The following is a 22429-nucleotide window of genomic DNA, read 5'->3' as shown; positions in this document are numbered from 1 at the left end:
TTTACCTGACTTGTCGCTTGCTACGATGACAGAGAAATCATGCCTTTGAATTTGCCAGCACATCATCTCGTCCAGATTGCTTGTGCATTGAGTTTGCCGCTGATGTTCATCACTATCCCTGTTTCGGCAATGGAAATGCGCTATCAAACGGTATCCATCAGTGCGGACCAGCAGGTATTGACGATACGTGATTCAAAAGGCAGTAGCAGTGCACCGGTGACAGAGGAAGACCAGGTCGGCTTTCAAAGTGCGGCTTTATCTGCCGACCATAAATCGGCAGGCTGGCTGGCTTTGACAAAAAACTGTTGCACCTCCTACCCCATCCCGACGGCATTGCTGATACTTCGCAATGGAAAAATCATCCGGCGTTTTGATGAAGTGCCGCCGGTCTGGGCCTGGCGCTTTGTTGGTGACGGCTCCAGCGTGGCTTATCGACAAAGCACGGTTCATGGCAGTAGCGTTATCGCCTATACCTTGCGCCGTGTGGTGGATGGCAAAATACTGGCTCGTTTTACCTGTATGCCAAACGATACGACGAGCAACAATCCTGATGCACCGGAATTTCTGATGAGCGGACCAGTGCCGGCCTGGGTCAGACCTGTTGCGCATGAATGCCCGACGCCAGAGCAAAAGTGAGCATGCAATAACAGTCAGGCTGGAAAAAGTACTGTACTGTGTCTGGTATTGTTCTGTTTGCATGGCATACTGGACTCATCTCAAAAAATCATGGATGAAGATCTATGCCACACCTGACACTGGAATACACGGGCAATTTACCCCTTGTCGCCAAGGACCTGCTGCTCGCAATTAATAAGACACTGGCTGAATCTGGTCATTTCCAGGAAGCTGACATCAAAAGCAGGGCTTTGCGATTTGATGATTTTGCGGTCGGCATTGCGCCAGATGCCCGCGCATTTGTGCATGCGAAACTGGTGATCCTGACGGGCCGCTCAACCGAGGTGAAGCGTCAACTGGCAGAGGCCGTACTGGCGACCATACAGAATGCCGGCAACTGGCCGGCAGACCTGGATGTGCAGCTCTGTGTGGAAATGCAGGAACTGGAACGCGAAACCTATGCGAAAACGCATTTCCAGTCCTGAAGATTTTTAGGACTACATGCCCCAGCCCGCAATCAAGCCTGAACGATTAAAAATCGAACTTCAGTTCACCAACCACGCTACGCTGTGTGTAAGGGTGGAAAGCCCAGTATTTTTTATTGTTCAGGTTATCTATGCCTATCGACGCAACCCACTGCCTGGCCAGTTGATAACGGACCCGGACATCAGCTACCACAAAGCTTGAAAAACCCTGGTAGGTGAAGGCATTGCTGTCGCTATTATCGAGTGAACCATATTGCCTGCCGCTGTAACGCAAGCCCAGGCTGGTGCTGAGTTTTTCATTCGGCTTGTAGCTGATGACAAGATTGCCGCGCCATGCCGGTACCCTGGGTTGCCATTTGCCTACGCTGGCCGGGAACTTGTCGTTCCTGGTAATCCTGGAATCGGCATAGGTCAGGCTGGCAAGTACGTCGACACCGCGTGTAAATACATCACTGGCCTGGTAAGCCAGTTCCAGTCCGGTCGTATGGATTTCATCGACGTTCTGGATATTCGTTACGTTCGGTGTCACCAGCGTGTTTATTTGTGAGTACAAAGCGTCCCGGGTTCTCTCGTGGAATAAGGTAGCGCGCAGAAAACCTTTGCCTTCATTGAGTACACGCTCTGCCGTCCATTCCGTTGTCCAGGACTTTTCCGGCTTCAGGTTGGGGTCATTATTGACGACCTGATCATTGGAGATTGTGCCCTGATACAGTTCTGCAACGGTAGGCATGCGTACTGCACGTCCAACGGATGCCTTATAGGTCCAGTCTTCGTTGGCCTGGTAAGCGATGGCGGCCTTGGGTGAAAAAGATGTTTCCTGGCGACTGTTGAGGTTTTTTGTCACATAGCAGTTGTCCACCTTGTTGATGGCGTAGCTGGCTGACTGGCAAGCGCTGGCCGGATTGGCGAGTGTGCTGGTTGGTACTGTGCTTGAAATGGCGCCATCGCTGGCCTTCCATTGTTCGACACGGCCGCCAATGATGGTTTTCCATTGTGCATTGATACGCCAGGCGTCTTGCGCATACAGGCTTTGTAATTGTGTATTGCCCTTGAAGGCAGAAAAAGGCCTGAAGGCGTCATCGCTGATCCAGTTATTCGTATCCGATACCAGGGTGCGCAGCCGGTAAGCTTCGCGCTGGTAGCCAAATTCCGCAGTATGCTGGTTGTCAGGGCGCCAGATACCTTTGAGCGCCAGGGTATTCCAGCCTGTGCCTGCGCCATCGGTAGTCCGGCCAACGCCGCCGGTATCTGCCAGAGGAATGGCGACGATCGGTGCGCGCGCCATATCCTTGCTGTAGTCATACAGGCTGGCGGCAATTTCCCAATCAAATATGCCTCTGGTATTGCTCTTGAGGTTCAGGCCATGGGTGATATGTTCCAGCTGGTTTTTGCTGTTGGCCATATCAGTAGGGGCGAGCGTAAATTTTTTACCGGCAATATTGATGTCACCACTGTAGACGGGATTGCCGGTTGCATCACGCAGATAACTTTCTACGCTGCTATTCATGTTGTTGCGCCAGTAGCCCAGGGTATAGCTGGCACGCAACGTCGGACTGAAGTCATAGGCCAGTTTGATCTTGGCATGGTCTTGCGTGGTATGGTACTGACCCGTTGCGCCAAGTATCCACCAATCCTGACCCTGCGGATTTTTGTCTGCGATGGCGCCGGTGACAGCGGTGCCCGCTGTGCTGCTGATGCCGGCAGACAGCAGCTTGCTGGCAAACACGATAGGGTGACCATCGCTGTCGAGCTGGTTCAGGTTCAGCCACCAGGACAAATTGCCCTGTCTGTTACCAAGGCTGGCGCTCAGTTGCTTGCCGCTATAGGTTTTGTCCGTGCCGTATTGCTGGAAATTTTCACTGAAACCGAGCAGCTTTGCATGGGCTTCAAACTGTTTGGGCATGCGTGTGACATAGTCGACTACCGCACCAGCAGAATTACCTGGGTAAGCGGCGGAAAACGGACCGTACAATACATCAACACGCTCAATTTCTTCCGGTGTCACCAGCCCCCAGCGCGGTGTGTAGGTTGCGCCGTTGCCAAGCAGGTTGGACAGTAATATGCCATCGGCATACACAAGCGAGCGGGCGCTATTGCCGGTGCCCGATGCACGGGTGGCCAGTACCGCATGATTGTAATCGCCGACATAACGTTTGCGTACCAGCAGGCTGGGCAGGTATTTCAAGGCATCTTCTGCATCGATTGCATTGATGGTCTGTTCCATCGCTTTGGCATTGATGCCTTCTATGGTGGTAGGTATTTCTTTGGGCAGGGAAGAAGGACGGTCACCATTGATGATGACACGCTCGGCCTGAGCGCTTTGTTCGCTGCCTGTAGTGGCAAGGGATTCCGCCATGACAGATGCGGGAATCAAGGGAAAAGCGGCAGCCAGTGCAGCCGATAGCACGCGCAGGCGTGCATTGCTTGAAGAGTAGGACATATATTTTTCTGAAAAGGTGTGCAAAGCAGGCTGTCGTCATGCCTGTGGGCAGCACGACAGCAAGAGCTATTCCGTTATTTCAGATGGCAGGTGGTCCACGTGCAGGTAAGGGGGCTGAGACTAGCGACGCCAGGCGTGCCGCTGGAATAGAGCGGGTGGCGTAAGACAATACATGGGGTGCTTCACAGGCGCTGGTCTGGGGGAAATCTGCCGGCAGGGCAATACCCAGGCAGAGCGAACAGTCCAGTAAATGGGTGACATGCTTGCCCTCACTCTGGGCTTTTTGGTTAGTCTGAACAGGCTGATTGTCGTCATTGCTAATTTTGACGAATTTATAGCCTGTACTGGTACAGATCAGGTTCATGCCCTGGTCCCTTGATTTCACCATCGAAGAGGCCATGGCTACGCCAAGAGTCAGCACATACATCAGCAGTACTGCTCGCACCAGGTGGCGAAAACACGACAGGGAAATTCTTCGGGCATACATGGGGCGGCATTGTAACATCGTTCTGCCGCTGCTCAAATCCACGATTGAAAGTCGCTAAAAATATATTTTCTGACATCAAGACGGGCAAATTTGCAGCTATCATGGCGATTTTTGGGGCGTGTCTGTCATGCAGTGGTCACATAATGGCCCGGTTTGTGCTTGGCAGTTTTGATCAATTGCTGCCAGTAAACAGCGCACCCCTGTGAACAGATATAAAAAAGGAATTATCTTGAGACAAACCAGCCTGGCTCAGCAACTGACACGTACCAAGCCCATCGACAACAGCGAACAGGTAAGCGATGATCAGGGGCACAGCTTGCATCGTTCCCTGGGCCTGTTTGCCCTGATCATGATAGGTGTCGGTTCCACCATAGGTACAGGGATTTTCTTTACCATGGTTGAGGCAGTTCCCAAAGCCGGGCCTTCAGTGATTCTGTCTTTTGTCATCGCTGCGGTTACCGCAGGTCTGACAGCACTTTGCTATTCTGAACTGGCGTCACGGATACCGGCATCGGGTTCTTCCTACTCTTATGCCTATGCGACCGTTGGTGAGTTCGGCGCTTTCATCGTGGCAGCATGTCTGTTACTGGAATATGGGCTGGCAGCCAGTGCCACGGCGATAGGCTGGTCGGCTTACCTGAATAATTTCCTGAGCAATGCCGTCGGCTGGCAAATACCGGAAATGTTGCGTTCGCCGATGATCGTTGCCGGCGCCAATGGCGTAGAGTTCCATGCCAGTCAATTCAACCTGCCACCCATGGTACTGGTCGCGATTTGCTGTGTGCTGCTATTGCGTGGCGCCAAGGAATCGGCGACGGTGAATGCAATCATGGTCATGATCAAGCTGGTCATATTGACATTCTTTGCCGTTGTCGCCTTTTCAGGTTTTAATGCTGATCACTTTACCCCATTCTTCAACACAGACAACAGCAAGGGCCTGGCTGGCATGGCCGGTGTCACGGCGGCGGCCGGCACGGTATTCTTTTCATTCATCGGCCTTGATACTGTGGCAACAGCAGGCGCAGAAGTCAAAGACCCCAAGCGCAATGTACCGCTGGGCATCATGGTGGCTTTGGTTGTTGTGACGGTGTTTTACCTGCTGGTGGCAGTTGCTGCCGTTGGTGCCCAACCGGCGAAGATGTTTGAAGGGCAAGAGGCTGGCTTGGCCGTGATTTTGCAGAATGTCACCGGCAAGGCCTGGCCTGCATTGATCCTGTCGGCGGGCGCTGTCATTTCTGTCTTCAGCGTTACCCTGGTCACGATTTACGGACAGAGCCGCATCCTGTTCGCGATCAGCAGGGATGGCCTGATTCCGGCATCCTTCCAGCGTGTGCATGCGCGCACCCGTACACCGGTCAGCAATACCATCATCGTCTGTTTGCTGGTTGGCATCGTTGCCGGTCTGGTTGATTCGACTTTCCTGTGGGATATGGTCAGTATGGGGACCCTGGTTGCCTTCATGGTGGTATCTGTTGCTGTTCCTGTCATACGCAGGCAAAAACTGGGTGAAGGGGCGGGCGGTTTCCGCGTGCCGTTTGGTCCTTATGTGATCCCGGGCTTGAGCATTCTGGCTTGCTTGTATATCCTGAAGGACTTGTCGGCCACCACTTACCATGTGTTCTTTGTCTGGATGTTTGTGGCAATCGCCATTTATTTCTTCTATGGCAAAACGCACTCTCACTTGAATAAACAATAATAAGACAGATATCCCAGAAGTGTTCGCTTGAGCACTTTTACAGGAAAGAACCAGATCATGAAATTGTCACAACTGCGTTTGACTGCCTTTGCACTTTTTGCTTCACTGAGTTTTGCCACTCATGCAGAAAACATAGGCAGTGTTGATACGGCATTCAAGTTGATAGGCCCTGACCACAAGGTCGTGGTGGAAGCTTATGATGACCCCAAGGTGAATGGCGTCACCTGCTATGTGTCTCGCGCCAAGACCGGTGGTATCTCAGGTGGCCTTGGTCTGGCAGAAGATAAGGCTGAAGCATCAATTGCCTGCCGGCAGGTTGGCCCCATCAGCTTCCCTGGTCCCTTGAGACAGCAGGATGAAGTATTTAACCAAAGTTTATCTATCCTGTTCAAGAAATTGCGCATAGTACGCATGGTGGACCAGAAAAGGAATGCCCTGGTTTACCTGACTTATTCCGACAAGCTGGTTGACGGCTCACCCAAAAACAGTGTGACGGCCGTAGCGGTGGATCAAAGCACGCCTATCCCCGTTAAATGAGTGTTTTGCTATCCAGATCAACGGCAAAAATAAGCAGATACGATGTAAATGGAGAGGGATACTTAAAAAATGATGAAATTTCTGTTCGGCAACGAATTGCGCTTACAATGTAGTCTGTACGCGTAATTCTTTCTAACGTATTCCTTATGACTAGCTCCGCCGTACAGGCAGCCCCCAAACTGACGACAGAACAATCGGTTGATGCCCTCATCAAGACGATACGTATCCCGCCACGCCCCAGTTTGCTGGCTGACGTACAGACAGAGCTTGCCATGGAAGACCCCGATCCGCGCAGGCTGACCAATATCATTTCAAATGACGTGGCCATGTCGGCTTCACTGTTGAAGCTTGCCAATTCTTCATTTTTTGGCTTGCGACTGAAAGCAAAATCAGTTGATCATGCGGTCAATTTGTTGGGCATTAGCCAGTGCGGTACATTGATGACAGGCATTATTGCCAAGCAGAGCATACAGGTTGAAAAAATATCGCTGGTCAAGTTCTGGGATTTTTCCACCAAGCGTGCCCAGGCCATGACGCAACTGGCCCGTCGCATGCGTGTGTGCTCTGCTGACCTGGCGCATACCTTTGGATTGTTTTGCGATATCGGCATCCCGTTGCTGCTTGAACGCTTCCCCGACTATACCGAGACCCTGGAACTGGCCAATCAGGAGCTGCACGACAAGTTCACGGAAGTGGAACAGCAGCGTCATGCTACTTCACACACGGCGATCGGTTCCTTGATGGCGCGTACCTGGGGTTTGCCTGAAACCGTGTCGCTGGCTATCTTGCTGCACCATGATTATGCCGTGCTGGAAGATCCAAATACGGAGGATGCCGTCAAAAGCCTGATCGCGCTGGCCCTGCTGGCTGAATATGGTATCCAGCGATACCATGGACAGGAATTCTCGTGTGAATGGGAAAAAGGCAGCGAGGCTGCCTGCGCATTTTTGGGACTGTCTGCTGATGAGGTCGAAGACAGGTTTGAAGAGTTGCATGAATTATTCAATCAGGCACATTAGAGGATGCGCTTTTGCTCAAATTTTTTGTTTGTTGCTGTTTAATGAAAAAGGGCCATATGGCCCTTTTTCATTGCTTGCAAGCCTGCCAGTTCAGCGCAGCTGTGTTGCTGGTGGTGACAAAGGAACTGCCAATGGTTGCAAGGGAGTTCCACCTCCGCCAATGCTGGTAGGGCCATTGTTGGTGACGACTTTTAATTTAACAATGATTCTTTGAATGTCGCGTACCCAGGCGGTGGCGCCATTTTTATTGTATTGGTCAAAATTAAATCCCCAGTCTTTTGCGAATTGGTCCGTGAAATTTCCGGCTGGGCCTGTTTCCACGCCAAAGAAGTAATTAAATCCACCAGAACTGTCCACTATATAAGCGCCATAGTTTTGCAGGGTCCAGGCCAGTTGCTTTGCCACCGACGTTTCCAATTGAAGGTCTTCAATCCGCAAATCCTTGGGTAGAGCCAGCAAGGCGCCCATGCTCATGTCTTTGCTGACATTGCTTTGTGCCATTTTCCCATAACTGTAAGCCGTGTCTTTATCAGCCTGACTGTCTGCTGTTAAGGCTGGCCAGCGGAAGCAGGCTGGCAGGGTTTTGTCAGTACGTGAGCATTTGGGGAATACCACGCGTGTGTCGACATCGATTTTCAGGGCATGACGTGGTGGTGGCGTATTCGGGCGCAGTTCCCCTAAACGCAGCGTGCCACCTAACGTTGACAGGCGAGATCCTCCATGCGCACCAGTTGTTCCGGGTCCATACAGATCCTCTTTTGGGAAGGTCAGCAGGGCTGTTATTGGGTCATCGGGATTGCAGTGTGTAGCCGGTTGCATTTGCAACAGGGTACGGCCATCCTGCATCAGAAATGCGCCACCATTGTTTTTATTGGAATTGGGAATGATGTAACTGGCAGGCATGGGAACCGCGGCCAGTTGTACGCTCGTCGTGTAGGGACTGCTGTAGCAGCGGTTGATAGGAGCTTGCCAGCCGGAGGTATTTTGCACGACCTTCACCGTCGTCTCGTTTGGAGTCAGGACGATGATTTCCGTATCGACACCTGCAGACATGGACCAGTATTTGTTGTCATCCGTAACACCTGGAACTGCCGGCAGATTGGCGTCACCATACACTGCACCACTACCAATTGGTGTATTCCAGATGCTGTCGCTGCTGAAAGGCCACAGCCTGACATCGCGGCCTGTTTGTACTGGCAGGGATTGCACAGTCGTTTGCAGTACGCCTTGGCTATCTGCCGCAACAAAGTACAGCACGTAAGCCGTGGAAGGGTACAGGTTGGCCATGTTCAGGCTGACGGGCTGATTGGCTGTCATGAGGACGGATTTGGCGGTTCGTTTCAAGTCCTCAGGGCTGGGCGTGATTTCGGAAGAAGCAAGCAATTTGTAATAGCCGATGCTGTTAGCAGTGTTGGTCACCGTGAAGTTGAAATGATCAGTGCCAATGCTATCGGCCCTGAAGGTACTGGTTTGTACATTGGAGTCAGCAGAGGTGGCAGCATTTGCTGATGTCAAAGACAGAGGTGTGCATAAGAGCAGGGACAGGCTGACAGCCAGGGCGGTTTTTCTGCATACAGAATGGTCAAGGCAATGTTGAAGAGTCACACGTTTCTCCGTAGTTGAATTGGATGGTACAGGTACACCTGATGTTGAGCATGCTCAAGCGTATTGCGGTTTACTTCTGCATCTATTTATTGTTGTCATTTGCAAAATTGGTAAGCCATATGCGGATGAAATGAGATGGAATGAAATAACGCAGAACTGTAGCAAGTCGCAGGCTTAAACTGCGGATACACTTGATTTGCCTGTCACCCTGTTTGGAGTAGCAAAGAACCAGGGGCAGTCAAGTTTTTCCGCAAGCGAATGATTGATGATGAAGGAAGAATTGAACAGCATACTTAAGTATGAAATCAGATGACGGTCTCTGAACCTGATTGCAGATCAAGCCGTGCAAACAGGGAAAAGCGTTTCTGGTGCTTCCATGAGCAAGGGGGAGAAAAGCCACCGATGTTCAGGGGCGGCTTTTCAATAAATTTGCCGGTAACATGAAAATTGCCCGCAATAATTCAAAAACACCGTTGACTGCTATGCCCAGCAGGCGGAAAGGTAGCAGCAACAGCCACACCAACGGATAAATCAACAGGGCCAGTATGGCCAGTGGCCAGCACAGCACGAATAAAACGATCCAGACGAGAAAACCCAGCATGGTTTTTTCCTTAAGCGATGATGGCAAGAAACAGGCTGCTGACGATCAGCAGGGCGATGCTGGCAATCACAACGCCGTCCATGTTTGCGATGATGTTCATGATGTTTCCTTTCAAATTCAGTGGGAGTGATTGCACTGTAGTCCGCGTCAGATTGCAGTGCCAGCAGCAGGCGACGAAGTGCAAAATCCTCGTATCGGAATGCGTTTGGAGAGGATGAAATGAGGATTTTTTTTGCAGGCTTTTCTTGCGCTGACAAGAGCGGATAAAAGTGATCGTAACCATGGTTGAAACTGGCTGATTTGGCATTTCATCTTGCTTATGTCCGATGCTTTGATCATACCTGTCGTTAATCAAGGGATTCAAAAAAGCGCTTGACAAACACACTCTGGGCCTCCAGACTACAATTATTAGTCAACTGAGTAGTAATTGCAAAAAACTGAAACTATGGCTCGTCCCTCCCAGCAACTTGATGAGGTCTTACTGCAAAGCGGTCGTACCTTGTTCCCTCTGCATGGCTGTAATGGTCTGTCCTTGCGCATGCTGGCAGAACATGCCGGTGTTAATGTGGGCATGTTTCATTATCACTTTAAAAACAAGGACAATTACCTGGGCCAACTCTTGCAGACCATGTATGAAGAACTCTTTGTACAGCTGCAGGCAGAAGTGAGTCATGCCGGCTCGCCATTGCAGCGTTTGCGGCAAGCCCTGTGTCTGCTGGCGCGCATGCTGCGTGAGCATGGCAACTGGATAGGGTGTGTCTGGACTGACGCCGCCAATGGTGAAAAAGTTGCGAGGCAGTTCCTGGAAAAAAACGCTTCCCGTCATGTGCAACTGATCATCGGTTTGCTGATGGAAGCCATGCAGGCAGGCGAGTTGACCATGGCGCCCCCCATGCAGTCACTCAGTTTTTTGATGGGTAGTGTCGTCGCCCCCATGCTGATCGCACCACGTGCGCTGGATATGGGATTTGTACCACCGATGTTGCAAGCACCCTTGCAACAGGTGCTGAGTGATGAGTGGATTGCAGAACGTGTCAATCGCGCTTTGTTTGCCCTGGCAGCGACCAGGCAGGAGATAGAAAATGACTGAATTCTTGTCGCGAACCCTTCTCAAATTTGCCAAGGCTTCAGTGCCTTTGCTAAGCCTTGGTGCGTTTTTTTTGTTGAGTGGCTGTAATGAAAAAACAGCTGCCACCTGGTCGGGTTATGCAGAAGGCGAATACGTGTACATCTCTGCGCCCCTGGGCGGCAGGCTTGACAACATCAATGTCCAGGCTGGCCAGCAAGTCAATAAGGACAGTGTGCTATTTGCCCTTGATGCTGAAGTAGAAAATGCAGCGCTGGGCGAGGCCAATGCCAGGTTGCAAAATGCCAGGGCTCAGGCCAGCAACGCTGAAAAAGGCAGGCGCAGTGAAGAGATTGCTGTCACCCGGGCGCAGCTCGCCAGCGCCCAGGCACAGGCTGCGCTGGCAAAACAGGAGCTGGCACGCCAGCAGCAACTGGTAGGGCAGGGTTTTGTCTCCAGATCCCGCATTGACGACGCGCAAACCAATGTCAAACTCAGTGAGGCTCGTGTGGCAGAACTGAATGCGGCGTTGAGTGTGGCAAAGCTGCCGGCGCGGATCGATGAGCGCGCCGCCGCCCAGGCCAATGCCGATGCCGCAAAAGAAGCACTGCGCCAGACCAGTTGGCGTTCAGGACAAAAATCACAAAACTCACCTGCCAATGCGCTGGTGACCGAAGTGTTTTTTCGTCAAGGCGAATATGTGCAGTCGGGGCAGCCTGTGTTGTCCCTGTTGCCGCCAGAAAATCGCAAAGCCAGGTTCTTTGTGCCTGAAGCAGAGCTTGGCAAGATAGCTGTCGGCCAGGCAGTCAGTCTGCATTGTGATGGTTGTGCGACTGCTATTCCGGCCCACATCTCCCGTATAGCCAGCCAGGCTGAATATACACCACCAGTGATTTATTCAAACGCGCAAAGAGCCAAGCTGGTGTTCATGGTCGAGGCCAGACCAGATCAGCCAGGCAAACTCCTGCTGCATCCCGGCCAGCCGCTCGATGTCGCTTTGCAGAATGCAGGCAATACGGGAAAAACACAGTGAATGCCGCCGTCGATATGGGCAACCTGGCCATTGATGTGCATGGCCTGAGCAAATCCTATGGTGGCCGCGCTGTGGTCGACAAGGTGGAACTGCAAGTCGCCAAAGGCCGTATATGCGGCTTTCTCGGCCCTAATGGCAGTGGTAAAACTACTACCATACGCATGCTGTGCGGTTTGCTGACACCTGATGCCGGCACAGGTTCCTGCCTGGGGCTGGACATCATCAAACAGGCTGAGCAGATCAAGCGCCAGGTTGGTTACATGACGCAAAAATTTGGTTTATACGATGATTTGTCGATACGTCAGAATCTGGATTTTGTCGCACGCCTGTTTGAGTTGGCAAACAGAAAAAACGCAGTAGATCAGTCGCTGGAAAGACTGGGCCTGACAGCTCGTCAGCATCAACTGGCAGGCTCATTGTCGGGCGGCTGGAAACAGAGACTGGCGCTGGCCGCCTGTCTCATTCATGAGCCACGACTGTTATTGCTTGATGAGCCGACAGCTGGTGTCGATCCCAAGGCACGTCGCGATTTCTGGGACCAGATTCATTTGCTGGCGGACCAGGGCATTACCGTGCTGGTGTCCACCCATTACATGGATGAAGCGGAGCGTTGCCATGAACTTGTGTATATCGCCTACGGCAAGATACTGGCGCGTGGCACCGAAGCTGACATCATCCGTGATTCCAAACTCAAGGTCTGGACACTGCAAGGCGAACAACTGGGAACTTTGCTGGAACCATTGAAATCTGCACCGGGTGTCTTGAGTGTCGCAGCCTTTGGCAATGCTGTTCACGTGGCCGGGCTGGATGAGGGGCTGGTCTTGCAGGCGCTCGACACGATCAGGCATCAGGCGAATATACACGTCACATCCAGTGCAGCCAATCTGGAAGATGTTTTCATCAGTCTGATTGCCAGTGCGCCTGATAATTTTTCCAAAGACGACATCAGGCAAAAGGTGGTGGCATGAAGCGCTTTTCTCTGGCGCGCATGTTCGCCATTTTCGTCAAGGAATTTCAGCAGATGATGCGCGACCGCCTGACATTTGCCATGGCAGTCGGCATACCGGTTTTGCAGCTTATCCTGTTTGGTTATGCCATTAATACCGACCCAAAGGGTTTGCCAACCGCGGTAGTCAGTACGGACAACAGTCCGCTGGCGCGCAGCTTTGTCGTCGCCATGCAAAACACGGGTTATTTCCGTATCGATTCCACGAGCCAGAGTGAACAAGAGGCAGAAACCTTACTTGAAAATGGCAAAATACAATTCATGCTGGTGATACCACCGCAATTTACCCAGCAACTGGTACGTGGTGAAAAACCGGCCCTGCTGATATCTGTCGATGCCACTGATCCTTCCGCCTCAGGCAATGCCATCGCGGCTTTAAACGCCATTGCTACCCAGGCCCTGCACCATGATTTGAAAGGTCCTTTGCAATACCTGCAAACCGGCGTACCGGCTTATGAAGTGCGCGTGCACCGTCGCTATAACCCTGAAGGCCTGTCACGTTATAACATCGTCCCTGGCCTGATAGGCACGATACTCACCATGACCATGGTCATGCTGACTTCACTGGCCATGACGCGTGAACGCGAACGGGGTACCATGGAAAACCTGCTGGCAACGCCAGTGCGCCCGGCAGAAGTCATGGTCGGTAAAATCCTGCCTTACGTGCTGATAGGCTATATACAACTGGGTGTCATCATCAGTGCTGCTTTCCTGCTGTTTGAAGTGCCGATGATGGGCAGTTTCAGCCTGTTGATGAGCATGATAGGCGTTTTCATCCTGGCTAATCTGGCCGTTGGCTTCACCTTTTCCACGATAGCCAAAAACCAGTTGCAAGCAATGCAGATGACCTTCTTTTTCTTCTTGCCGTCCCTGCTCTTGTCCGGCTTCATGTTTCCTTTCCGTGCCATGCCGGAATGGGCGCAGACCTTAGGTGAGGCCCTGCCATTGACCCATTTCCTACGCATCGTGCGCGGTATTTTATTGAAGGGGAATACGGCAAATCAACTCACGCCGGAATTGTGGCCCATGCTGGTATTTTTGCTGCTGGCCGGCATTGTTGCCTTGAAGAGGTATAGGCAGACTCTGGACTGAAATTTTCAGGTACTGGTTTTTTCAAAACACCAGTGCCAGGGTTCATATTGAAAGCCACTACTATTTCCGGGGGGGTAGGACATCTGAAAACCAAAACGCGCTGCATTGTTTTTCAGCCAGGCAAAGGCAGGTGTGGTGTCGAAAGAGATTTCGAGTTCAGGGTCTTCCGGCATCGCAATGTCGATGGCGCGGCCAGTATGGTGTTCACTGTAACCAGGCGGGGCGCAGACTTGCAAAATGTCTGCCAGTATCATGCCGCTGGCGAGTTTGTCGCTGATGATTTCTGTCTGCCTGGCGACGCTGCGAAAGGCAGAAATCATCAGCAAGTCTATACCATCGTTGGCGGCTGCCTGTTTCATGGCTTGCCATGCCTGGTTGGCTGCAGGGGTCAGCAGGTATTGTCGGCCGTCTTCGCCGGTTTCTGCCAGCACCAGTTGTTGAGCTTCTTCCTGTCTGAGCAAACCGCGTTGCTGTAGCAGTTCCGGCGGGATGATGATTTTTGCCTGCATGCTTATTTTGCTTTCAGGCTGGCGAGCAGGGTGTCGAGCATGGCGGCGGTTTCTGCGTCGGGCATGCCGTCGAATTTGGCGGGCCGGTATTTGGTCTGGAACGCCACCAGTACGCTGCGAGTCGCCTCATCCAGCATACCAGTTTGCGGCACGCCATAACCGTATTGCGCCAGTTTTTGCTGGAACCATTTGACATCGGGCAACTGCACTTCATAGGCTGGCTGGCGCAGTGCCACTTCGTCGGCATTCGGCCAGGGAATCAGGCCGGCATCGGCCAGTTGCTTCCATGGGAACATCGGGCCGGGGTCAGATTTGCGTTGCGGTGCAATGTCGGAGTGGCCCAGTATGTATTCGGGTCGTATCTGGTAACGGGCAGAAATATCGCGCACCAGCTGTATGACGCGATCTATCTGCGCTTGCGGGAAGGGGAAGTAAACACGGCCCTCAGGCGTATCCTTGAAACCAAGATTGACGATTTCTATGCCGATGGAACTGGCATTGAGGCGGCTGTAGCCTTTCCATTCGCTGAGTCCGGCGTGATAGGACATGCGATTTTCCGGCACCAGTTGCCAGACCTTGACCGGGTCCTCATCGCCAACCAGGTAATGGGCACTGACTTCTTTCTGGCTCAGTACCCGTAGAGACGTCGGCTGGTCGATGGCGGTGTAATGCAGGATGATGAACTGCACACGTTCTTCCTGGCTCTTGGCAGATATGCTGCTGTCTATGGCTTTCTCATTGACAGCGACGCTGATGGCAGGATTGTCGCTGCGTGTCTCTACCGGTGCACGACTGGCGTTGGTGGCGCAACCGCTGATGAGCAGGCTGAGGGCGGCAATACCGCTATATAAACTGAAACTAAGGCTGGTCTTGTTCATCATTGATTTTCTTCAGTTGTCGGGCAGCCAGTCTGGCTGCGGAAAAATGGGCTTGGCATGTGCTCTGGCGCAGGCTGATTTCTGGCGGCAGGTTCTGGCGTAAGGATTCCACGATGGCGGGATGCAGTTCCTGTACTCTGCCACTGAGTGCAATAGGTTTATTGCCAAAGCGAGAGCACATGGCAACACCCAGGCGTGCCAGTTCCTTGCCGGCATCGTGCAGGATGGCCATGGCGGCAGGGTCGCTGTTGGCTGCGGCAGCCACGGCCAGGGCCAGCTTGCCTATGTCGCCACGGCTGCGATGATAGATAAAATCACGCGAAAGATTCCAGTCGTTGCCGCCGATCAGTTTGAACAGGCGTTTGGCCATTTCGGAGCTTTTCCAGTGATCAGGATGTTCATCTTCGGCGCGCCACAGGCTGCGCATGGCTTCACGGGCTATCCAGAAACCGCCGCCGGCATCGTCAAGCAGGTAGCCACGGCCGCCGGCACGGTGGAACACATGATTTTCGTCTATATAGGCAGCAATGGAGCCGGTGCCCGCATAGATCAGATAACCTGCGCCTGGTTTGAAGATGTCGAGGAAAGCAATTTCTATATCGTTGCTGACCGATATGTGCGACTGTGGCATGGCAAAGCATTCAGCCAGCAGGTCAGGCAGTGTATGGGCGTCGCCGCCAAATCCCGTGATACCCGCCCTGATGCTGCAAACATGTCCATGACTGCTGGCTGTAGCCGCCAGTCCGGCAAATATCTGGCGCAGGTCTTCCATGCCTTCGGCGTTATCAGTTTGCAATGCCGTCAGGCCCGCTGCCGTGCCGCTGGCAAGGATCTGCTCGTCCCGGCTGGCCAGGGCCCAGCGCGTCTGCGTGCCGCCAGCATCTATGCCCAGGGCAATGGGCTTGCCTGGCTGCTCAGCGGGCATAAAGGTGCGTTTCCTGGGAAATTGGTAGGACATCGTTGAACTGATTTGCAATAACTGGCAGTTGTTCGTTTATCATAGGGCGCTTCAGGTACGGGCTGCGAATGAAAATATACAAGCTGCTTATAACTTTTTGCTATGTAAAGCTTGCTAAATTTCAATCGTCTTCCCCGCATTTTGCTGGGAAGATATCCATGCCCTTACTCCAATCATAAAAGACAGAGATGACAAGCGAGATCATACAGGCAGTCAATAAAGAAGCTACCACGCAGGCTATGCCGCTGAACGGAGTATGGCGCTGGATACCGTCATTGTATTTCAGCCAGGGGATTCCATACGTCGTCGTGATGACACTTTCCGTGATTATGTACAAAAACATGGATATTTCTAACGCGGATATTGCATTATATACAAGCTGGTTATATCTGCCTTTTGTCATCAAACCGTTTTGGTCACCGTTTGTCGACATGTTCAGGACCAAACGCTTCTGGATCATCAGTCTGGAATTATTGATAGGCGCCTTGTTTGGCCTGGTGGCACTGACCATACCCTTGCCCGGCTTTTTTCAGGCCAGCCTGCTGGCTTTCTGGTTGCTGGCCTTCAGTGCGGCAACCCACGATATCAGTACGGATGGCTTTTACATGCTGGCGCTGGAACAACATCAGCAGGCTGCCTTCGTTGGCGTACGCAGCATGTTTTTTCGTATTTCCATGCTGACGGGGCAGGGAGCCCTGGTCTATCTCGCCGGCACTCTGAAGGATATGACCGGTAATGTGCGGTTTGGCTGGGTGGTGGTGTTTTGCATACTGGCCGGCATGTTCATCAGCCTGTCTGTCTATCATAAATGGGCTTTACCCAAGCCTGACAGTGATCATGCCCAGGGAGACCCGAATCAGGTAGTGGCCACTTTTTTTACCATCTTTGGCAAGTTCATCAAGAAGAAAAATATATTATTAACGATTGCTTTCCTCCTGTTGTATCGCTTTGGTGAGGCGCAACTGGTAAAGATGGCACCACCATTTTTACTTGACAGCGTGGATAAGGGGGGGCTGGGTCTGTCTACCCAGGCAGTTGGCATCGTCTACGGCACTATGGGCATGATCGCGTTGACAGTGGGCGGACTGGCCGGTGGCGGCCTGATCGCCAGGTTTGGTTTGAAACGCATGCTGTGGCCCATGGCACTGGCCATCAATGTACCGCACCTGGTCTATGTTTACCTGGCTTTTATGCAACCACAAAATGTGTATCTGGTCGGTGCTGCAGTAGCCATAGAACAAATGGGTTATGGCTTTGGCTTTACTGCCTATGTTTTATACATGATCATGATTGCTGACGGCGAGCATAAGACGGCACACTATGCAATTTGCACTGGCTTCATGGCGTTGAGCATGATGCTGCCGGGCATGTTTAGTGGCTGGTTGCAGGCGCAGCTTGGCTATGCGCATTTCTTTGTCTGGATTTGCATTGCTGCCGTGCCCACCTTTATTGTGACAGCACTGATCAGAGTTGATCCCGGTTTCGGTAAAAAAGCCATGAGTTCAGATACGCCATGACAGAAAAAAGTTACTCTTTTCATTTTCAAAACAGCAGCTTCAGTTCCCCTGCAATTGGCACCAGTGTCATTATCACCGGTGCCGTGCATGGCAATGAAACCTGTGGCACCCAGGCTATCCGTCGTGTCATTGACGAACTGGAAAACGGCAGCCTGCAAATCGTTGCAGGCAAGCTGACCCTGGTGCCTGTCTGCAATCCGCTGGCCTATCAGCAAGGTACCCGTGAAGGTGAACGCAATCTCAATCGCAGGTTGATACCGACAGATGATGTCAGGGAATTCGAAGATCATGTCGCCAACTGGCTATGTCCACTGCTGGCCCAGCATGAAGTTTTGCTTGACCTGCATTCTTTTCGCAGCCAGGGTGACCCCTTTGTACTGATAGGGCCGGAAAACAATCGTGGCCCGCTAGAATCATTCAGCCATGCCAGGCATGAACTGGCGATGGCCATGCGTCTGGGCGTACACAGACTGGTTGATGGCTGGCTCAGTACCTATGCCCGTGGTGTGGAAAGACGTCAGCTGCGCCTGAGTCATGGTGCGGATGCCAGGGCCGTAGCCAATGCCGATACCCGATTTGGTGTCGGCACCACGGAATACATGCGTTCAGTCGGCGGCTATGCCATGACACTGGAATGCGGTCAACACCTCGACCCGCACGCGCCGGAAGTCGCCTACCAGGCCATCATCAATACCTTGCGTCATCTTGGCGTGATTGCCGGTGCTGCGCCCCGGCCTGTCGACGTGATGGAAGCCTTGCGCATTTATGACGTGATCGACAAGTTCCATGCAGATGACAGTTTTGTCCGTGAATGGCGCAGCTTTGATGAATTGCGTGAAGGTGATTTGATCGGCATACGTGCTGATGGCACAGAAGTCCGGGCAGACAAGGGCGGACGTATTATCTTTCCCGATGCAGGTGCTGCTGAAGGAGAAGAGTGGTTTTACCTGACCATGCCAAATCCGCGTTTACAGTCAGGGGGCGCTGCATGAAGCTGCGCTTGATGACAGGTGTCGCCGTATTGGGAATCAGTTTGCTTGTCGCGGTTTCGCCAGTGCTGGCGGCAACGGCGGCAGAAAAGGTCTTGCGTGTCCTGGTCACCACACCGGAAAGCAGCCTGGATCCTGCCGTGGCGTCCGACGTCCCCTCGGTCAGTATCAATGAAAATATTTTTGAGCCCATGCTGCGCTATGACTACCTGGCGCGACCGGTCAAGATCAAACCGAACACCCTGAAGTCCATGCCAGAGATCAGCGATGGCGGCAAGACTTATCTATTGCATCTGCAACCTGGCATATTCTTTACGCCTGATCCTGCATTCCAGGGCAAACCCAGGGAATTGACGGTGGAAGATTATGTCTACAGCATCAAACGTTTGTACGACCCCGCGGTCAAATCGCCGTGGCTGTTCATGTTTGAAGGCAAATTGCTTGGTGACGAAAAACTGCGAACAGCGAAAGACGGCAAGGCCGGTGGCTTCAATTTGCAAACCAGTATCCCGGGTTTACAGGCATTAGACAAATACACTCTGCGCATACGCCTGAATGCGCCTGACAGTAACCTGCTGTTCATCCTGGCGACGACAGCGACAGGGGCATTGGCCAAAGAGGTGGTCGATGCCTACGGCAATCAAGTTGGCAATCACCCGGTAGGTACAGGCCCCTTCATGCTGGGGCAGTGGCAACGCAGTTTCCGCATAGAATTGCTGGCAAATCCCAATTATCGCAAAGTGATATTCAATGACCAGGGTATTGATGAGGCGAGTAAAAAAATAGCAGCCAGTCTTGCGGGTCAAACCTTGCCACGGGTCAGCAAGGTTGAGATCAAGATCATGGAAGAGCAGCAGTCGCGTGTACTGGGTTTTTTGAATCATGAATTCGACTATCTTGAGCAGGTGCCACCACCCCTGTCTGGCATGGTACTGGACAAAGGCAAGCTGAAACCTGAATTGGAAAAACAGGGTGTACGCCTGTCGCTGTTTACTCCACTGCAAACCTATTACATGTGGATGAACATGGAAGACCCGGTCATCGGTGGTTACACGCCGGAAAAGATCGCCCTGCGTCGTGCCATTGCGCTCAGCTATGACAGCAAGGAAGACATTGCCCTGCAAGAAAAAGGCCTGGCAATGCAGGCGCAATCACCCTTGCCACCAAATGTACTCGGCTATGATGCAAATTACAGAACACCGGTGCAATATGATCTGAAACTGGCGAATGCCCTGCTTGATAAATTCGGCTATAAGCGAGGCGCAGATAATTACCGTACCCTGCCCGATGGCCAACCCCTGCATCTGCAAATGCATAGCCTGGCCAGCACGACAGGGCGTCTGCGTGATGAAGTCTGGCGCAAGAATCTTGACGCATTGGGCATACATATCAGTTTTAAAACAGACAAGCATTCTGAAGTCTTGCGCGCGGCCCGTTTGGGCAAGGTGCAGATGACAGAGGCTAACTGGATAGCGGATTTCCCAGACGCCGAGAATTTTTACCAGCTTTTATATGGTCCCAATGCCGGTCGCGCCAACTATGCACGCTTCAACCTGCCGGCCTTCAATCAGTTGTATGAACAGGCCAGTCGTCTTGGCGACAGTCCTGAACGTACGGCGCTGTACCGGCAGATGGCGCAACTGATGCATGGGTATACACCCTGGGTGACGCGCATCCATCCGGTGACAGCAGACCTGATACAGCCCTGGCTGTTGAATTACTATCGCCATCCTGTAGATTTCACCAACTGGCGTTATGTGGATATAGACCTCGTCGGACGGAGTAAAATCAGCAAATGAGTTATTACTCTTGCTGATGGTAAATGATCATTCCATCAGGTTATATGTGATTGGCAAGTTTTCATTGGCAGGGGTAAGGTAGAGCCCCTATGCTGCCAGTATGAAAAACTCTGCTGTGTGGAGATGTTGTGCGTTGCGAATTGATAGCTGATCACCCGGATTTTTGCAGGCTGGATACCGTCGAAGGTATTGTTATTGATTTGCGTTATGTCGGTGCCGACAATTTTGTAGGCAGGGAATTGTATGGCGACCTTGACTGCAGCTGGTTGCATAAACAAGCCGCACAGGCCTTGCAGGCTGCTGTCGACTGGTTGAATAGACATCATCCCGACTTGCGCATTCTGGTACTGGACGCCTTGCGCCCACATCGCATACAGGAAATGCTGTGGCAGCACCTGGACGGCACACCCTTGCGCATGTATGTGGCTGATCCGGCGCGTGGCTCCATTCACTCCTTCGGCATGGCAGTCGATGTTACCCTGATTGATGCAGATGGCAAGGAACTTGACATGGGTAGCGGCTTTGACGCGCTTGAAGAGAAATCGCATCCTGCACTGGAGCAAAAAATGCTGGCAGAGGGGCAGTTGACGCAACACCACCTGGACCAGCGCAATATCTTGCGGCAAGCCATGTACCACGGCGGTTATCGCGGTATCAATAGTGAGTGGTGGCATTTCAATTGTGGTGATCCCGTGCTTGTGCGTGAAACTTATCTGCGCATAGACTGACATGTCTTGCCGTCGATTTCTGTTGCACAGATTTTTCTGGTATGCCGGGATGGTCATGGCATGTTCATTGCCAGCGCTCCCAGCGACGGCACGGGCAGATACCACATTAAAAAACCAGGTCGACCAGGCGCTCGCTGCTATCGTTGCCGATAAAGACCAGACTCTGGCCAGCCTGTCTGTGCTGGTCATCAAAGATGGCAAGCCTGGTTACCAGCAACAATTTGGGTATCGCTATCTGGATAGGCAAAATCCGGCAAATAACCTGCCTGTCGATGCACGCACCCTGTACCGGGTTGCATCCCTATCCAAGATGGTTGCCACTGTTGGCGCGATGATACTGGTTGAACAGGGCAAGCTGGACCTGGATCAAGATATCAGCCATTACCTCGGTTTCAAACTGCGTAATCCGCATTATCCGGGTGTGGTCATCACTACCCGCATGCTGCTCAGTCACACATCATCGTTGCGTGATGCTGCCGGTTATAACTTCCCGCCTGACGTTAGTATGCAAAACTTTCTGTCATCTGCGGGTGCACAATGGGCAGACCCGGCCAGGGCCAGGTCTGGTGAAGATTATCAGCCTGGTAAGTACTTTGATTACGTCAACCTGAATTGGGGTGTGCTGGGTACGGTGATGGAAGCAGTAAGCGGTCAGCGTTTTGATCTGTTGATGCAGGAGCTGGTGCTCAAACCCTTGCAGGTAGAGGGTGCTTATCATCCCGAACTTTTGTCGGATGATGAACTGGGCAGGCTGGCGGTGCTGTACCGAAAACAGGAAAATGAAGTCTGGAATCCGCAAGGCCCCTGGCATGCGCAAGTCGATGATTTTCACTCCAGGCCCCTGGCCAGGCGAGCTTTTGATCATTACGTTCCCGGCACCAATGCAAGTCTGTTCAGCCCGCAGGGTGGCTTGCGCATCAGTGTGCAAGGTCTGGGCCGCATTATGCTGATGTTGATGAATGAAGGTGAACTCGATGGTCTGCGCCTGCTACAACCAGCTACGGTGCGAACCTTGGTCAGCGAGCAGTGGCGCTACGACAGGGCTGCACACAATGGTGATGACTATCATGGCCTGTTCCAGTCATGGGGGCTGGGAGTACAGCGCTTTAGCGATGTCAGTGCTGTACATTACGGTGACAGACTGGTGCAGCCAGGCATGGGGCAGGCTGCGTTCAAGGCAGTGGGCCATCTGGGCTTTGCCTATGGCTTGCAGTCAGGCTTCATGTTTAATCCCGGCACCCGCAATGGCATGATTTATGTGATAGGCGGTGTCGCCGCAGACCCGGAAAAGAATCCGGGCCAGTATTCAAGCCTCAGTATATGGGAAGAAAAAATACTGACTCAGCTGTACCGGTTTTTTTAAGCCATG

21 protein-coding genes are annotated in these 22429 nt (G+C 52.4%); 14 read left to right on the top strand and 7 right to left on the bottom strand.

What is annotated here, in order from left to right:
• The first annotated feature begins 39 nt into the window (after positions 1-39).
• Positions 40-636: a hypothetical protein gene (locus LZ463_RS09500; RefSeq protein ID WP_241455384.1), complete on the top strand. Its 597-nt coding sequence runs from the start codon at positions 40-42 to the stop codon at positions 634-636.
• A 104-nt stretch (positions 637-740) separates the two neighbouring features.
• Positions 741-1100, top strand: a complete 360-nt coding sequence (locus LZ463_RS09495) for a 5-carboxymethyl-2-hydroxymuconate Delta-isomerase (RefSeq protein WP_241455383.1) — start codon at positions 741-743, stop codon at positions 1098-1100.
• A gap of 46 nt (positions 1101-1146) precedes the next feature.
• Here LZ463_RS09495 and LZ463_RS09490 read toward each other — a convergent pair whose 3' ends face one another.
• Positions 1147-3540, bottom strand: coding sequence for a TonB-dependent receptor (locus tag LZ463_RS09490; protein ID WP_347176254.1), 2394 nt, complete (start codon positions 3538-3540; stop codon positions 1147-1149).
• A gap of 79 nt (positions 3541-3619) precedes the next feature.
• The gene (locus LZ463_RS09485; RefSeq protein ID WP_241455382.1) at positions 3620-4045 is read right to left on the bottom strand and encodes a DUF2946 family protein; all 426 of its coding nucleotides are present in this window, start codon (positions 4043-4045) and stop codon (positions 3620-3622) included.
• Positions 4046-4256: 211 nt separating this feature from the next.
• Between LZ463_RS09485 and LZ463_RS09480 the strand changes: the two genes are divergently transcribed.
• From LZ463_RS09480 to LZ463_RS09470, 3 genes are all read left to right on the top strand, one after another.
• The gene (locus LZ463_RS09480) at positions 4257-5723 is read left to right on the top strand and encodes an APC family permease (protein ID WP_241455381.1); all 1467 of its coding nucleotides are present in this window, start codon (positions 4257-4259) and stop codon (positions 5721-5723) included.
• A 57-nt stretch (positions 5724-5780) separates the two neighbouring features.
• Positions 5781-6260, top strand: a complete 480-nt coding sequence (locus LZ463_RS09475) for a CreA family protein (protein ID WP_241455380.1) — start codon at positions 5781-5783, stop codon at positions 6258-6260.
• Between the two features lie 146 nt (positions 6261-6406).
• Positions 6407-7279, top strand: coding sequence for an HDOD domain-containing protein (locus LZ463_RS09470; RefSeq protein WP_241455379.1), 873 nt, complete (start codon positions 6407-6409; stop codon positions 7277-7279).
• A 90-nt stretch (positions 7280-7369) separates the two neighbouring features.
• On the opposite strand, the gene LZ463_RS09465 is transcribed toward LZ463_RS09470, so the two are convergent.
• Both LZ463_RS09465 and LZ463_RS09460 read right to left on the bottom strand, forming a co-directional pair.
• Positions 7370-8884, bottom strand: a complete 1515-nt coding sequence (locus LZ463_RS09465) for a hypothetical protein (RefSeq protein ID WP_241455378.1) — start codon at positions 8882-8884, stop codon at positions 7370-7372.
• 406 nt (positions 8885-9290) lie between these two features.
• Positions 9291-9485, bottom strand: a complete 195-nt coding sequence (locus tag LZ463_RS09460) for a hypothetical protein (protein ID WP_241455377.1) — start codon at positions 9483-9485, stop codon at positions 9291-9293.
• A gap of 445 nt (positions 9486-9930) precedes the next feature.
• Here LZ463_RS09460 and LZ463_RS09455 point away from each other — a divergent pair, with 445 nt between their 5' ends.
• Genes LZ463_RS09455 through LZ463_RS09440 form a run of 4 tightly spaced genes read left to right on the top strand, consistent with a single transcriptional unit; the run spans position 9931 to position 13682 of the window.
• Entirely contained in the window at positions 9931-10575 is a 645-nt protein-coding gene (locus tag LZ463_RS09455; protein WP_241455376.1) for a TetR/AcrR family transcriptional regulator, read from the top strand.
• Positions 10568-11584, top strand: a complete 1017-nt coding sequence (locus tag LZ463_RS09450) for an HlyD family secretion protein (RefSeq protein ID WP_241455375.1) — start codon at positions 10568-10570, stop codon at positions 11582-11584. The genes LZ463_RS09455 and LZ463_RS09450 overlap by 8 nt, the downstream gene beginning before the upstream one ends.
• 14 nt (positions 11585-11598) lie before the next feature.
• A complete protein-coding gene (locus LZ463_RS09445) occupies positions 11599-12552 on the top strand; it encodes an ABC transporter ATP-binding protein (protein WP_241455455.1) in 954 nt (317 codons plus the stop codon).
• Positions 12549-13682: an ABC transporter permease gene (locus LZ463_RS09440; RefSeq protein WP_241455374.1), complete on the top strand. Its 1134-nt coding sequence runs from the start codon at positions 12549-12551 to the stop codon at positions 13680-13682. The genes LZ463_RS09445 and LZ463_RS09440 overlap by 4 nt, the downstream gene beginning before the upstream one ends.
• A 5-nt stretch (positions 13683-13687) precedes the next feature.
• Here the strand turns inward: LZ463_RS09440 and LZ463_RS09435 are convergent, their stop codons facing one another.
• From LZ463_RS09435 to LZ463_RS09425, 3 genes are read right to left on the bottom strand one after another with little or no spacing between them, the layout of a single operon-like run.
• On the bottom strand, positions 13688-14191 hold the full coding sequence (locus tag LZ463_RS09435; RefSeq protein WP_241455373.1) for a M15 family metallopeptidase: 504 nt from the start codon (positions 14189-14191) through the stop codon (positions 13688-13690).
• A gap of 2 nt (positions 14192-14193) precedes the next feature.
• Positions 14194-15072 (bottom strand): N-acetylmuramoyl-L-alanine amidase, encoded by an 879-nt coding sequence (locus LZ463_RS09430; RefSeq protein WP_241455372.1) that lies wholly within the window; start codon positions 15070-15072, stop codon positions 14194-14196.
• Positions 15050-16027, bottom strand: a complete 978-nt coding sequence (locus tag LZ463_RS09425) for an N-acetylglucosamine kinase (protein ID WP_241455371.1) — start codon at positions 16025-16027, stop codon at positions 15050-15052. The genes LZ463_RS09430 and LZ463_RS09425 overlap by 23 nt, the downstream gene beginning before the upstream one ends.
• A gap of 188 nt (positions 16028-16215) precedes the next feature.
• Between LZ463_RS09425 and LZ463_RS09420 the strand changes: the two genes are divergently transcribed.
• The 5 genes from LZ463_RS09420 (at position 16216) to LZ463_RS09400 (ending at position 22423) form a co-directional block, all read left to right on the top strand.
• Positions 16216-17544 carry an MFS transporter gene (locus LZ463_RS09420; RefSeq protein WP_347176253.1) on the top strand — a complete coding sequence of 443 codons (1329 nt, stop codon included), beginning with the start codon at positions 16216-16218 and terminating at the stop codon, positions 17542-17544.
• Positions 17541-18536: a M14 family metallopeptidase gene (locus LZ463_RS09415; protein ID WP_241455370.1), complete on the top strand. Its 996-nt coding sequence runs from the start codon at positions 17541-17543 to the stop codon at positions 18534-18536. Before LZ463_RS09420 ends, LZ463_RS09415 begins: the two co-directional genes overlap by 4 nt.
• Entirely contained in the window at positions 18533-20332 is a 1800-nt protein-coding gene (locus LZ463_RS09410; RefSeq protein ID WP_241455369.1) for an ABC transporter substrate-binding protein, read from the top strand. Before LZ463_RS09415 ends, LZ463_RS09410 begins: the two co-directional genes overlap by 4 nt.
• Positions 20333-20460: 128 nt before the next feature.
• Positions 20461-21060, top strand: a complete 600-nt coding sequence (locus LZ463_RS09405; protein WP_241455368.1) for a M15 family metallopeptidase — start codon at positions 20461-20463, stop codon at positions 21058-21060.
• A 55-nt stretch (positions 21061-21115) separates the two neighbouring features.
• A complete protein-coding gene (locus LZ463_RS09400) occupies positions 21116-22423 on the top strand; it encodes a serine hydrolase domain-containing protein (protein WP_241455367.1) in 1308 nt (435 codons plus the stop codon).
• The last annotated feature ends 6 nt before the right edge of the window (positions 22424-22429 follow it).

This window comes from Undibacterium paludis (genome assembly GCF_022568815.1).
In the GTDB taxonomy this organism is placed as follows: Bacteria; Pseudomonadota; Gammaproteobacteria; order Burkholderiales; family Burkholderiaceae_D; genus Undibacterium.
This window is presented reverse-complemented; position numbering and strand designations above follow the sequence as displayed.